Below are 12,429 nucleotides of genomic sequence, written 5' to 3'. Positions count from 1 at the left end.
TCTTTTCATCCGAAAACACGCTCAGCACCATGACCGTACCCGCCTCCGACACCCTCCCGGCCGCGCCCGAACACTGCTGGGTGCCCTACCCCGCGCCGCCGGGCGGCACGCCGCATGCCGCGGCCGGCCCGCTGCAGGGGCTGAGCTTCGCGGTCAAGGACATCTACGACATGGAGGGCTATCCCACCGGCTGCGGCAGCCCGCACATGCTGGCGCTCTCGGGCAACAAGCCGCGCTCGGCCCCGGTGGTGGAGGCACTGCTGGCCGCGGGCGCCGCCTTCGCCGGCAAGGTCGTCACCGACGAGCTGGCCTTCTCGATGAGCGGCAAGAACGCGCACTTCGGCGCGCCGCGCAACGGCGCCGCGCCGGAGCGGATCAGCGGCGGATCGAGCTCGGGCTCGGCCTCGGCCGTGTCCTGCGGGCTGGTCGATTTCGCGATCGGGTCGGACACCGGCGGCTCGGTGCGGGCGCCGGCCAGCCACTGCGGCCTGGTGGGCCTGCGGCCGACGCACGAGCGCATCCCGCTCGGCGGCACCATGCCGCTGGCGCCGCGCTTCGACACCTGCGGCTGGTTCGCCCGCGACATCGCCACCTTCGCCCGCGTCGGCGCGGTGCTGCTGGGCGAGGACACGGGCGCAACGCTGGCCGCGCCGCGCTGGCTGGTCGCGGCCGACGTGCTGGCCGCGCTCGACCCCGCGGTGCAGGCCGCCTTCGGCACCACGCTCGACCGGCTGGCCTTCGCCGTCGGCCAGCCCGCACCGGTGCAGGCCGGCTGCGGCCTGGCCTTCGACACGCTGTACTGGGCGTTCCGGCATCTGCAGGGCGCAGAGGCCTGGCAGCACCACGGCACGACGATCGAGCGCCACAACCTGCAGCTGGGCCCCGGCGTGAAGGAACGCTTCGCCTGGTCGCGCGACGTGGCGGCCACCGGCCTGGCCGGGCATGCGGCGGTGCAGGCCGATTTCCGCGCCCGCCTGGCTGCGCTGCTGGGCACCGACGGCGTGCTGCTGATGCCCACCATGCCGCAGGTGGCGCCGCTGCTGCGCGAGCCCGAGAGCGCGCTGGACGACTACCGCAACCAGGCGATCCGCATGCTGTGCCTGGCCGGGCTCTCGGGCTTCCCGCAGATCTCGCTGCCGCTGATGCGGATCGACGGCGCCCCCCTGGGCCTGTCGCTGGTCGGCCCGCCCGGCAGCGACCGCGCGCTGATCGCCCTCTCCGCCACCCTTTTCTGAACCAAACCCGATGGCACTGCTCACCCCCGACCACGCTCCGACCGCCCTGCCCGCCACCGCCGCGCTGCGCACCGACCCCGATCGCCTCTGGCAGTCGCTGATGGACCTGGCGCGGATCGGCGCCACCGACAAGGGCGGCGTCTGCCGGCTGGCGCTCACCGCGCTCGACGGCCAGGGCCGCGACCTGTTCGTCGCCTGGTGCGAGGCCGAGGGCCTGGCGGTGCGGATCGACGAGATCGGCAACATCTTCGCCCGCCGCGCCGGCACCGACCCGGGACGCCCGGCCATCGCCACCGGCAGCCACATCGACACCCAGCCCACCGGCGGCAAGTTCGACGGCAACTACGGCGTGCTGGCCGGGCTGGAGGTGGTGCGCACCCTGAACGCCCACGGCATCGAGACGGCCGCGCCGATCGAGGTGGTCGCCTGGACCAACGAGGAGGGATCGCGCTTCGTGCCGGTGATGATGGGCTCGGGCGTGTTCGCCGGCGCCTTCACTGCCGCTTTCGCGCACGGGCAGACCGACATCGACGGCATCCGGGTCGGCGACGCGCTGCAGCGCATCGGCTATGCCGGCAGCCACCCGGCCGGCGCGGTGCCGGGCGGCATGTTCGGCGCGTACTTCGAGGCGCACATCGAACAGGGCCCGGTGCTGGAAGCCGCCGGCCGCACCATCGGCGTGGTGCCCGGCGCGCTCGGCCAGCGCTGGTACGACGTGGCGGTGACCGGCATGGAGGCGCACGCCGGTCCCACGCCGATGCCGTTGCGCCACGACGCGCTGCTGGCCGCGGCGCGCATCGTCGAGCAGGTCAACCGCATCGCGCTCGGCCATGCGCCGCACGGGCGCGGCACCGTCGGCTTCCTGCAGGTTTCGCCCAACTCGCGCAACACGATCCCCGGCACGGTGAAGTTCAGCGTCGATTTCCGCAACCTGACCGACGAAGCCCTGGCCGCGATGGACGCCGCGCTGCGCGCCGCCTGCGCCGAGGTGGCCGCCGCCACCCAGGTGCGGATCGCGGTGGAGCAGGTCGTGTACTACCCGCCCTGCCACTTCGCCCCCGACTGCATCGCCAGCGTGCGCAGTGCCGCCGAGGCGCTGGGCCTGTCCCACATGGAAGTGGTCAGCGGCGCCGGACACGACGCCGTCTACGTCGCCACCCGCGCCCCCGCCGCGATGGTTTTCGTGCCCTGCAAGGACGGCATCAGCCACAACGAGATCGAGTTCGCCGAGCCCGCCCACCTGGCCGCCGGCGCCGACGTGCTGCTGCACGCGCTGCTGGCCCACGCCCTGTGATGGCGGGCTCCGAATCCGATACGGGCACCCTCCGCACCCTCGTCGCCCAGCCCCTCGGCGCCGCCGCGTTCGCGCCCTTCGGCGACGTGTTGCAGGTACCCGACGGCGCCGGCCTGCCGATCAACGCCGGCAGCGCCCAGCGCCACGACCAGCCGCCGCCCGACATCACCGGCGACGGCGGCACGCCCTGCCTGACCGTCTTCCGCACCCACGGCCCGGCCCATGCCGCGCCCTGGACACTGCACACGCTGGAGCGCCACACGCTCGGCAGCCAGACCTTCGTGCCCCTGGGCGACGCCACCTGCCTGGTGGTGGTGGCACCCACCCTGCCCGACGGCCGCCCCGACACCGCCACCCTGCAGGCCTTCCTGGTCGGGCCGGGCCAGGGCGTGACGCTGCACCGGGGTACCTGGCACCACCCGCTCTTGACGCTGGGAGCGGCCGACGTGCTGGTGCTGGAGCGGCGTGGCGCCAGGGTCGATTGCGAACTGACGGCACTTCCCGCCGGAACCTTCGTTTCAAGCACAGTGCATAGCTCCTGAAACCATAGCAGCATGTCGGCACTGCTCGCGGGCTTCAGGCGCTTTCACCAGATTTTTTCGCTACCGACAGGTTGTGCGGAAACCGGGGGATGGCCTCATTCCAGCAAGGCCAGCGCCGCGTAGTCCCCCACCTTGTCCTGCAGCCCCGCCGGCGCCAGCGCCACGCCCTGGGTCAGGGCGGGCAGGTGCGATGCCAGCTCGGCCTGCAGGCGCGGCAGCAGGTAGTCGCGGTGGTGCCAGAACACGCTGCCGCCCAGGCTGATCTTCTGCAGGTCCATCAGGGCCACCGCGTTGAACAGCGCGCGGCCCAGGATGCGGCACAGCTCGTCGACGATGGCCGTGGCCTCGGGCACGCCCTGGCGGGCGGCGTCGAGCAGGGTCGCGGCGTCGTGGAAGCCCTGGCGGACGAAGCGGCGCGACATCGCGGTGCCGGAGACCAGCGATTCGATGTCGCCCACGTTGCCGCAGCCGCAGGTCGGGCCTTCGTAGCCGCCGCTGGAAAACGTGTGGCCGCCGTGGCCGGCGTTGCCGTTCTTGCCGCGCAGCACCCGGCCGTCGACGCAGAAGCCCATGCCGATGCCGGTGCTCCAGGTCACGTAGGCGCAGTCGGCCACGCCCTGCAGCGCGCCCCAGCGGCGCTCGGCTTCCAGCGCGGCGACGCAGTCGTTCTCAACCCGCACCGGCACCTGCGGGCCGAAGCGTGCGCGCAGCGGCGCCTCCAGTGGAAAGGCGATCCAGTCGTTGGGCGTGCCCTGGTCGGCGCCGGCCAGGCCGCCACAGATGTTGGGGGTGGAGACTTCGACGCAGCCGCCCTTCATCAGGAACGGGCCGGCGGAGGACACGCCGACGCCGTCGATCGCCGCCATGTCGATGCCCGCCTCGGCGCAGGCATCGCCCAACAGCCGCAGTATCTGCGCCACCACCGCGTCGGGCGGGCCCTCCTTGGCGGTGGGTTCCGCCCGGCGGTGCAGCAGGGTCTGCGAGCCGGGCCGTGCCAGGCTCACGGCGAGTTTGGTTCCTCCGATATCGACACACGCGCGCATGGGCAGATCGTCCTCGTCTGGTGGGCGGCGCGCTCGGGGTGGCGCCGGTTCGGCCCAGTGTAGAAGCCCGGGCGCGCGCCGGCTGTAAGCAGATTCGGCAAGCGGCCCGCTAGACGAACTTGGCGACAGCGCCCGCGACGACACCGATCAGCAGCGTGCTGGCCACCGGCACGTCCCACTCGCGGCCGAAGAGCCGGAACCGCAGGTCGCCCGGCAGCCGCCCCAGCCCGAAGCGCTTCAACCAGGGCGCGGCCCAGCTCAGCAGGATGAGGACCAGGAAGACGGCGAGGTAGAGGCGGATCATGGGCAGGCGCGATTGTCGCCGCCGCGGCGCCGGCGTGCCGCCGCCGCCTACCGCGCCTGCCCCCAGCGCTGCACCGTCACCCGTTCCAGCGTGCGGAAGCCCAGGCCCTCGACCACCAGGCCGATCAGGATCACCATCGCGAGGCCTGCGAAGACCTTGTCGGTGTAGAGCTCGTTGCGGTTCTGGAAGATGTACCAGCCCAGGCCGCCCTTGCCCGACGAGGCGCCGAACACCAGCTCGGCCGCGATCAGCGTGCGCCAGGCGAAGGCCCAGCCGATCTTCAGGCCCGACAGGATCGACGGCAGCGCCGCCGGCACCAGGATCTGCAGCACGTAGCGGATGCCGGTCAGGCCGTAGTTGCGGCCGGCCATGCGCAAGGTCTCGGGCACGCCCTGGAAGCCGGCGTAGGTCGCGAGCGACAGCGGCCACAGCACCGAATGGATCAGCACGAAGACCAGGCTGCCCTGGCCCAGGCCGAACCAGAGCAGGGCCAGCGGCAGCAGCGCGATCGCGGGCAGCGGGTTGAACATGGCGGTCAGGGTGGAGAGCAGGTCGCGCCCGAACTGGGTGGACACCGCCAGCGTGGTCAGCAGGAACGCGCCGGCGATCCCCGCCAGGTAGCCCTTGAGCAGCACCGCCAGCGAGATGCGTGTCTTCTCCAGCAGCTCGCCGGTGCCCAGGCCCTCGACCAGGGCACGGGCCGTCTGCAAAAAGGTGGGCAGCAGCAGGTCGTTGTCCTGCCAGCGCGCGGCGATCTCCCACACCACCGCCAGCGCGGCCAGGATCACCATCTTGCGCAGCCAGGCCTGCTGCCAGACGCGCGCAGCCAGCGGCAGCGGCTGGGTCGGCAGGATGCCGGTCAGCGGCTCCAGCGCGCGGTCGATCTCGGGGCGCACCGGCGGCACGCGGCCTGCGCGGACGACCGTGCCGGCAGGGTCCACGTCCAGCGGCTCGGGGGACACGAAGGCGTTCATATGGCGATCTGGAAGGGCGGCTGTCCTGCCGGGCGGATGTAGGGGGCGGCACCGGGTCGGCCGTGGCGCGACAGGGCCGCGGCGTCGGCATCGACCGAGCCCGGGGGCGCGGCGGGGCCGTCGGCACCGGCGGCGGGCTCGTCGAACAGCAGCCGGTGGATGCGCTGCGCGGTCGCCTGGAACTCCACCCCGCCCAGGCTGTGCAGCCCGAACTGGTGGCTGTTGAGCTCGGCCCGCAGCCGGCCCGGGTGCGGCGACAGGATCGCGATGCGGTTGCCCACCACCAGCGCCTCCTCGATCGAATGGGTGACGAAGATCAGGGTGAAGCGGAACTCGTCCCACAGGCCCAGCAGCTCTTCCTGCATGCGGCGCCGGGTGAGCGCATCCAGCGCGGCGAAGGGCTCGTCCATCAACAGCACCCGCGGCTGCATCGCCAGCGCGCGGGCGATCGCCACCCGCTGCTTCATGCCGCCCGAGAGCTGGTGCGGATGCACGTCGGCGAACTTCGACAAGCCCACCTTGTCGAGGTAGAGCGCGGCCCGCTCGGCCGCCTCGCGGCGGCTCGCCTGGCGCGAGGCGAGCAGCGGGAACATGACGTTCTCGCGCACCGTCTTCCAGGGCGGCAGCTGGTCGAACTCCTGGAACACCACCACCCGGTCGGGGCCGGGCCGGGTGACCGGTGAGCCGTCCAGCACGATGCGGCCCTCGGTCGGCGGGATGAAGCCGGCGATCGACTTGAGCAGCGTCGACTTGCCGCAGCCCGACGCCCCCAGCAGCACGAAGCGGTCGGCCTCGTGCACCTCGAAGCCGACGCGGTGCGTGGCCCGCACCACCCGCTCGTGGGTGCGGTAGTCGATGCTGACGCCTTCGACCTCCAGCAGGGCCGGGCCTTGCGGTGCGCTGGCGGCGTCGTGGCCGTGTCTGGGTGCGGGCGCGAGCATGTTCAGCTGCCCGGCGCGGCGTGCGCCTCTTCGAAGAAATAGTCCTTCCACGAACCGGCCCGCTGGCGGATCACGCCCAGCTTGTGCAGCTCGTCGGCGTAGACGAAGGTCTTCTGCGGCACGATGGTGAAATCGTTCTCAGGGTCCTCGACGATCTTGCGCACGAACGCGGGCGGCAGCTTGGATTTCTGCACCCGGATGAAGGTGTCGGCGGCCTCGGCCTTGTGGGCGCGGATCCACTCGGCCGCCTCGGCCAGTGCGGCGTAGAACGCCTTGTAGGTCCTGGGGTTCTCGTCGTGGAACTTGCGGGTGGTGTAGAGCACGTTGAAGGTGGCCGGCCCGCCCAGGATCTCGTACGAGCCGATGATCTTGTGCACCGCCTTGTTGCCCTCCAGCGCCTGGTAGTAGAACGGCGCACTGGAGAAATGCGTGGTGATCTCCGAGCCGCCCGCGATCAGCGCGGCGGTGGCGTCCGGGTGCGGCAGGCTGACCGAGAGGGTGTCGAAGCGCTTGAAATCGTCGCGGCCGAACTGTCGGGCCGTCTCGATCTGCAGCGTGCGCGACTGGAAGCCCACGCCCGCGGCCGGCACCGCGATGCGATCCTTCGGCCCCAGGTCCTTCAGCGTCCTGACGTCGGGGTTGTTGGTGATCAGGTAGTTGGGCAGCGAGCCGAGCGCGGCCACCGCCTTCACGTCTTGTTTGCCGCGGGTGCGGTCCCAGAGCGTGAGCATCGGCGGCACGCCGGCCGACACCACGTCGAGCGCGCCGGCCAGCAACGCCTCGTTCATGCCGGTGGCGCCCGAGATGCTGGCCCAGTCCACCTCGATCGGCTGGCCCGCGGCCTTGCCGTGCTTCTCGATCAGCTGCTGGTCGCGCACCACGTCCAGGATCAGGTAGGCGATGCCGAACTGCTGGGCGATGCGGATCCTGCCCTCGGCCTGGGCGGCACCGATGCAGCCGGCGGCCAGCAGCAACACGGCGAGGGCGCGGGGCAGGAAGCGGCCGGGAACGCGCCGGCGGGCGGGATGGGAAACGTGCGCCATCTCAGTTGCCGCCCGCGGTGGCCGCATCGTCGAAGAAATAGTCCTTCAGGCCGGCCGGTGCGTTCTTGATCGCGCCCACCCGGTGCATGAACTGGCCGAGCGCCAGCGTGTTCTCGGGCTGGATCTTGAACTGCACCTCGGGGTTGCGGATGATCTGCAGCAGCAGCGCCCGGTCGGTCTTGGCGCCGGTCACCTTCAGGTAGGTGTCGGCCGCCTTCTCCGGGTGGGCGGCGATGAACTTAGCCGCCTCGTCGAGCGCGCCGAGAAACGCCTTATAGGTCTTCGGATTCTCGGCGCGGAATTTCTCGGTCGCGTACAGCACCGTGGCCGACGCGGGGCCGCCCAGCACGTCGTAGGACTTGAGAACGATCCTGGCATTCGGGTTGCCGGCCAGCTCCTGCTCCTGGAACGGCGGGTTGCCGAAGTGGCCGGTGATCTCGGTGCCGCCCTTGATGATCGCGGCGGCCGCATCCGGGTGCGGCACCGCGACGCTGATCTTGTCGAGCTTCGCGAACTCCTTGTCGCCCCACAGCTTGGCCGAGGCGAACTGCAGCACCCGCGACTGCACCGACACGCCGACGGCCGGCACCGCGATGCGGTCCTTGTCGGTGAAGTCGGCGATCGACTTCACCGCCGGGTTGTTGCTGACCAGGTAGTACGGAAAATTGCCGAGCGAGGCCACGCCCTTGACGTTCTGCCGGCCCTTGGTGCGGTCCCACAGCGTGAACAGCGGCCCCACGCCCGCGCCCGCCACGTCGATGCTGCCCGACAGCAGCGCATCGTTGACGGCCGAGCCGCCCGAGAGCTTCAGGAATTCGACCTTGATGTCCACCCCCGCCGCCTTGCCGTGCTTCTCGATCAGCTTCTGGTCCTGCGCCACGTTGAGCAGCAGGTACACGATCCCGAACTGCTCCGCGATCCGCAACTGCCCCTCGGCCCGCGCCACGGTCGACACCCCCAGCCCCGCGGCCAGCAGGCTTGCAGCAGCAAGAACGGAAGCCGCCTTGCAGGCGAATCGGCGACGGTGCAGTGGGGTCATGGTGTTCTCGTATGGATGAATAGAAAAGCCGAAGCGCCACGCAATGAAAACGCGCCGCAAAAACAAAGGCGATGCGCAGCGAGCCGCCCGATGCGAAGCGAGCTCCCCCCAGCAGGTGCTTGAAGTGGGGCAGTCGCCGTAGCGAGCGGGCCTAGCTCGCGTCGAGGACCGGAGCCGTACTCCCGTACGGTGAGGACCGCAGGCGCGAGATCGGCCCGCGCAGTAGGCGAATGCCCCGCTTCAATAGGGACGGTCGCCTTCGACGGTGGTGCGGTAGAGCTTGCGCTGCAGATGGTCGGGCGTGCCCGCCGCCAAATGCATCACCGACCGGTTGTCCCAGAACACCATGTCGTGCGGCCGCCAGACGTGCCGGTACAAGAACTGCGGCTGCACGCTGTGCGCGAACAGCTCGTCGAGCAACGCCCGGCTCTCGTCCTCCGACAGCCCCAGGATGCGCGTCGTGAAATGCTCGCTGACGAACAGCGCCTTGCGCCCCGTCTCCGGGTGGGTGCGCACCACCGGATGAATGGCGGGCGCCACCTCGTCGATCTGCGCCTGCGTCAGCTTCGGCCGCCAGGGGCTCCTGGCGCGCAGTTCCTCGTACTTGGCCAGGTAGCTGTGCTCGGCCTGCAGGGGCGCGATGCGCGCCTTGAGGTCCTCGGGCAGCGCGTCGTAGGCGGCATGCTGATCGGCAAACAGCGTGTCGCCGCCTTCGCTCGGCAGTTCCTGCGCATGCAGCAGCGAACCCAGGCTGGGCTTGTCCTTGTACGACAGGTCGGAGTGCCAGTAGTGGCCCGCGTCGCCCAGGCCGAGCGGCTGGCCGGCATCGTTGAGGATGTTGGAGACGATCAGGATTTCGGGATGGCCGGCCAGCTGGAAGTTCTTCAGCACGTGGATCTGCAGCGGGCCGAAACGCCGGCTGAAATCCACCTGTTCGGCCGGCGAGATGCGCTGGTCGCGGAACACCAGCACATGGTGGTCCAGGTGGGCCTGGTGTATGCGGCGGAAATCGGCCTCGGGCAGGGGGCGGGACAGGTCCAGCCCCACCACTTCGGCGCCCAGGGCGCCGGGCAAGGGCCGGATTTCGGGAGACGCCGGGGCCGCGACGGGCAAGGGAGCGAGGACAGCAGACATGCGTTCACTGTATGAAGCGCCGCGTCTTTTGCAAAACGCTGTTTCCGCGCTTGCTTATGCAGAAACCGACTGACGGGAGGCGTGGCCCCCTGGCGTGTCATCATCTCGGCGGGCGCGTGCCCAAGAACCGATCCCAACAACGTACGCGAGGACAACGCCATGGTTTCCTTCCCAACCGCCGCGAGCAGACCCGCCGCCCCTGCCTTTTGGCACGCCCTGGCCGCTGCGGCCGTCGCCACCTGCCTGCTGGCGCAGGCGCCACACGGGCTGGCCGCCTCGGCGGCGCCGGCGATGGCCGAGAACGGCATGGTCGTTACCGCGCAGCAACTGGCGACCCGTGTCGGGGTCGATGTGCTGAAACGCGGCGGCAACGCGGTCGATGCGGCCGTCGCGGTGGGCTATGCGCTGGCGGTGGTGTACCCGGCGGCCGGCAACCTGGGCGGCGGCGGCTTCATGACGCTGCAGCTGGCCGACGGCCGCAAGACCTTCCTCGACTTCCGCGAGAAGGCGCCGCTGGCCTCGACCGCCGACATGTACCTGGGCGCCGACGGCAATGTGGTCAAGGGCCTCTCCACCCGGGGCCACCTGGCGGTGGGCGTGCCGGGCACCGTCTCGGGCCTGGAATACGCCCGCGAGAAATACGGAACCCGGCCGCGTGCCACGCTGCTGGCGCCGGCGATCGCCTTCGCCGAGAAAGGCTTCGTGCTCGACCAGGGCGACATCGACATGTTCGCCACCGCCACCGCCGATTTCGCCAAGGACCCGGCGACCGCCGCCATCTTCCTGAAGAAGGACGGCGCGCCCTACGCCGTGGGCGACCGCATCGTGCAGAAGGACCTGGCCCGCACCCTGCGCGCGGTCAGCCAGCGCGGCACCGACGGCTTCTACAAGGGCCGCGTGGCGCAGCAGATCGTCGCCTCCAGCCGGGCCGGCAACGGCATCCTGAGCCAGGCCGACCTGGACGACTACAGCACCCGGGAGCTGCCGCCGGTCGAATGCGACTACCGCGGCTACCGGGTGGTGTCGGCGCCGCCGCCCAGCTCGGGCGGGGTGGTGATCTGCCAGATCCTCAACACGCTCGAAGGCTATCCGATAAAGGAACTGGGCTGGGGATCGGCGCAGGCGGTGCACTACCAGATCGAGGCGATGCGCCACGCCTACGTCGACCGCAACAGCTACCTGGGCGACCCCGACTTCGTGAAGAACCCGCTCGACCGTCTGCTGGACAAGGGTTACGCCGAGAAGATCCGTGCGGTGATCGCGGCCGACAAGGCGGGCGTGTCGCAGGAGATCAAGCCCGGCGTGGCGCCGCACGAAGGCAGCAACACCACCCACTACTCCATCGCAGACCGCTGGGGCAACGCGGTCTCGGTCACCTACACCCTCAACGACTGGTTCGGCGCGCGGGTGACGGCCGGCGGCACCGGCGTGCTGCTCAACGACGAGATGGACGACTTCACCTCCAAGGTCGGCGTGCCCAACATCTACGGCCTGGTGCAGGGCGAGGCCAACGCGATCGCCCCGGGCAAGCGGCCGCTGTCGTCGATGAGCCCGACCATCGTCAGCAAGGACGGCAAGCCGGTGATGGTGCTGGGCACCCCGGGCGGCAGCCGCATCATCACCGCGGTGGCCCTCACGATGACCAACGCCATCGACTACGGCATGAACGTGCAGGAGGCGGTCGACGCGCCGCGCTTCCACCAGCAATGGCTGCCCGACCTGACCAACGTCGAGCCCTACGCGCTCTCGCCCGACACCCGCCGCCTGCTGGAGCAGTGGGGCCACAAGCTGGGCGCGCCGCAGCCCGCGAACCACCTGGCGGCCATCGTCGTCGGCGCGCCGGCGCTGGGCGGCAAGCCGGTGGGCAGGAACCGGTTCTACGGCGCCAACGATCCGCGGCGGAATTCGGGGCTGGCGCTGGGCTACTGAGCGGGCCCCAGAACGGCGGCGCAACCAAGGGCAACCACCGGTTTCCAGATGTTTCCAGAGTGGTAGAACGGGCGTCTCAACGTCTTTTCCGGAAGGTCCCAGCCGTGAACACCAGCACCACCGCTCCCGCCACCTCCACCCTGCTGGCCGACTTCCTCGACGGGGTGCAGTTGCCCACGATGCCCGACGTGGCGCGCGAACTGATCGCCACGCTGCACGACGACGACATTCCGTTCGAGAAGGTGCGCAACGCCATCGCACGCGACCCGGCGCTCACCGCCAAGCTGATCCGGCTGGCCAACAGCGCGCGTTTCGGCCTGAAGCGGCAGCTCTCCTCGCTCGACGACGGCATCACCATGGTGGGCTTGAACCAGGAGCGCACCCTGGCGATGGCGGCCTGCATGAGCAGTTCGTTCGCGGCGGTGCCGGGTGTCGACAGCCAGGCCTTCTGGAAGGAGAGCATGGCGACCGCCGGCTATGCGCAGTGGCTGGCGCGCACCCTGGGCACCAACGTGCAGCAGTCGTGGCTGACCGGCTTCATGGTGCGGCTCGGCGAACTTATCATCGCCCAGAAGGTGCCCGAGCGGATCGCAGAGATCGAGCGCCTGCCGCACTTCGCCGGCGGCCGGTGGGAGCGCGAGCACTCGGTACTGGGCTTCACCGAAGGTGCGGTGACGGCCGAGCTGGCGCGCCGCTGGAATTTCCCCGAGGCGATCGCCCATGCGCTGGAAACCGCCTCCGATCCGATGCGCTGCGAGCCCTTCTGCCGGCTGGGCGGCATCCTGCACATCGCCACGCTGCTGGCCGAGCTGGAGCTCGACGAGCACAAGTCGGCTGCCGATGCGATCGACGCCCTGCCGCGCGACGTGGTCGCGGCCCTGCAACTCGACCCGGAATGGCTGACGGCGCACATGCCCGACGTGGAGAGCTTTATCGACACGCCGATCTAGT

General features: G+C 70.6%; 12 protein-coding genes. 5 read left to right on the top strand and 7 right to left on the bottom strand.

Translation table 11 applies throughout. The features are described 5' to 3' along the window. The first annotated feature begins 29 nt into the window (after window positions 1–29). The 3 genes from ASE76_RS06345 to ASE76_RS06335 are packed head-to-tail and all read left to right on the top strand — an operon-like array spanning window position 30 to window position 3,071. Window positions 30–1,235 carry an amidase gene (locus tag ASE76_RS06345; RefSeq protein ID WP_055836510.1) on the top strand — a complete coding sequence of 402 codons (1,206 nt, stop codon included), beginning with the start codon at window positions 30–32 and terminating at the stop codon, window positions 1,233–1,235. 10 nt (window positions 1,236–1,245) lie between these two features. Then, entirely contained in the window at window positions 1,246–2,529 is a 1,284-nt protein-coding gene (locus ASE76_RS06340; protein WP_055836507.1) for a Zn-dependent hydrolase, read from the top strand. After that, window positions 2,529–3,071: an ureidoglycolate lyase gene (locus ASE76_RS06335; RefSeq protein ID WP_055836505.1), complete on the top strand. Its 543-nt coding sequence runs from the start codon at window positions 2,529–2,531 to the stop codon at window positions 3,069–3,071. The genes ASE76_RS06340 and ASE76_RS06335 overlap by 1 nt, the downstream gene beginning before the upstream one ends. Before the next feature lie 95 nt (window positions 3,072–3,166). Here the strand turns inward: ASE76_RS06335 and ASE76_RS06330 are convergent, their stop codons facing one another. The 7 genes from ASE76_RS06330 to ASE76_RS06300 all read right to left on the bottom strand — a co-directional run bounded on the left by ASE76_RS06330 (window position 3,167) and on the right by ASE76_RS06300 (window position 9,549). Further along, window positions 3,167–4,114: an ROK family protein gene (locus ASE76_RS06330; protein WP_055836502.1), complete on the bottom strand. Its 948-nt coding sequence runs from the start codon at window positions 4,112–4,114 to the stop codon at window positions 3,167–3,169. 109 nt (window positions 4,115–4,223) lie between these two features. After that, window positions 4,224–4,418 carry a DUF2905 domain-containing protein gene (locus ASE76_RS06325; RefSeq protein WP_055836500.1) on the bottom strand — a complete coding sequence of 65 codons (195 nt, stop codon included), beginning with the start codon at window positions 4,416–4,418 and terminating at the stop codon, window positions 4,224–4,226. A 47-nt stretch (window positions 4,419–4,465) separates the two neighbouring features. Then, on the bottom strand, window positions 4,466–5,392 hold the full coding sequence (locus tag ASE76_RS06320; protein ID WP_082448082.1) for an ABC transporter permease: 927 nt from the start codon (window positions 5,390–5,392) through the stop codon (window positions 4,466–4,468). Then, window positions 5,389–6,333 (bottom strand): ABC transporter ATP-binding protein, encoded by a 945-nt coding sequence (locus ASE76_RS06315; protein ID WP_055836497.1) that lies wholly within the window; start codon window positions 6,331–6,333, stop codon window positions 5,389–5,391. The genes ASE76_RS06320 and ASE76_RS06315 overlap by 4 nt, the downstream gene beginning before the upstream one ends. A 2-nt stretch (window positions 6,334–6,335) precedes the next feature. Further along, complete coding sequence (locus ASE76_RS06310; protein ID WP_055836495.1) at window positions 6,336–7,376, bottom strand: ABC transporter substrate-binding protein; 1,041 nt, start codon at window positions 7,374–7,376, stop codon at window positions 6,336–6,338. Between the two features lies 1 nt (window position 7,377). Beyond that, window positions 7,378–8,415 (bottom strand): ABC transporter substrate-binding protein, encoded by a 1,038-nt coding sequence (locus tag ASE76_RS06305; protein ID WP_055836493.1) that lies wholly within the window; start codon window positions 8,413–8,415, stop codon window positions 7,378–7,380. A gap of 240 nt (window positions 8,416–8,655) precedes the next feature. Then, window positions 8,656–9,549, bottom strand: a complete 894-nt coding sequence (locus tag ASE76_RS06300; protein ID WP_055836490.1) for a TauD/TfdA family dioxygenase — start codon at window positions 9,547–9,549, stop codon at window positions 8,656–8,658. A gap of 291 nt (window positions 9,550–9,840) precedes the next feature. On the opposite strand from ASE76_RS06300, the gene ggt reads away from it, so the two are divergent. Together ggt and ASE76_RS06290 are read left to right on the top strand one after the other, a co-directional pair. Further along, entirely contained in the window at window positions 9,841–11,478 is a 1,638-nt protein-coding gene (ggt, locus tag ASE76_RS06295) for a gamma-glutamyltransferase (protein WP_369793382.1), read from the top strand. Between the two features lie 104 nt (window positions 11,479–11,582). Next, on the top strand, window positions 11,583–12,428 hold the full coding sequence (locus tag ASE76_RS06290; protein WP_236698359.1) for an HDOD domain-containing protein: 846 nt from the start codon (window positions 11,583–11,585) through the stop codon (window positions 12,426–12,428). Window position 12,429 lies beyond the last annotated feature (1 nt).

This window comes from Xylophilus sp. Leaf220 (genome assembly GCF_001421705.1).
In the GTDB taxonomy this organism is placed as follows: Bacteria; Pseudomonadota; Gammaproteobacteria; order Burkholderiales; family Burkholderiaceae_C; genus Xylophilus.
This window is presented reverse-complemented; position numbering and strand designations above follow the sequence as displayed.

Coding starts and splice junctions, on each gene's coding strand:
- ASE76_RS06310 (WP_055836495.1), bottom strand. CDS start 7,376: ATGGCGCACGTTTCCCATCCCGCCCGCCGGCGCGTTCCCGGCCGCTTC.
- ASE76_RS06315 (WP_055836497.1), bottom strand. CDS start 6,333: ATGCTCGCGCCCGCACCCAGACACGGCCACGACGCCGCCAGCGCACCG.
- ASE76_RS06345 (WP_055836510.1), top strand. CDS start 30: ATGACCGTACCCGCCTCCGACACCCTCCCGGCCGCGCCCGAACACTGC.
- ASE76_RS06340 (WP_055836507.1), top strand. CDS start 1,246: ATGGCACTGCTCACCCCCGACCACGCTCCGACCGCCCTGCCCGCCACC.
- ASE76_RS06305 (WP_055836493.1), bottom strand. CDS start 8,415: ATGACCCCACTGCACCGTCGCCGATTCGCCTGCAAGGCGGCTTCCGTT.
- ASE76_RS06325 (WP_055836500.1), bottom strand. CDS start 4,418: ATGATCCGCCTCTACCTCGCCGTCTTCCTGGTCCTCATCCTGCTGAGC.
- ASE76_RS06300 (WP_055836490.1), bottom strand. CDS start 9,549: ATGTCTGCTGTCCTCGCTCCCTTGCCCGTCGCGGCCCCGGCGTCTCCC.
- ggt (WP_369793382.1), top strand. CDS start 9,841: ATGGCCGAGAACGGCATGGTCGTTACCGCGCAGCAACTGGCGACCCGT.
- ASE76_RS06335 (WP_055836505.1), top strand. CDS start 2,529: ATGGCGGGCTCCGAATCCGATACGGGCACCCTCCGCACCCTCGTCGCC.
- ASE76_RS06320 (WP_082448082.1), bottom strand. CDS start 5,392: ATGAACGCCTTCGTGTCCCCCGAGCCGCTGGACGTGGACCCTGCCGGC.
- ASE76_RS06330 (WP_055836502.1), bottom strand. CDS start 4,114: ATGCGCGCGTGTGTCGATATCGGAGGAACCAAACTCGCCGTGAGCCTG.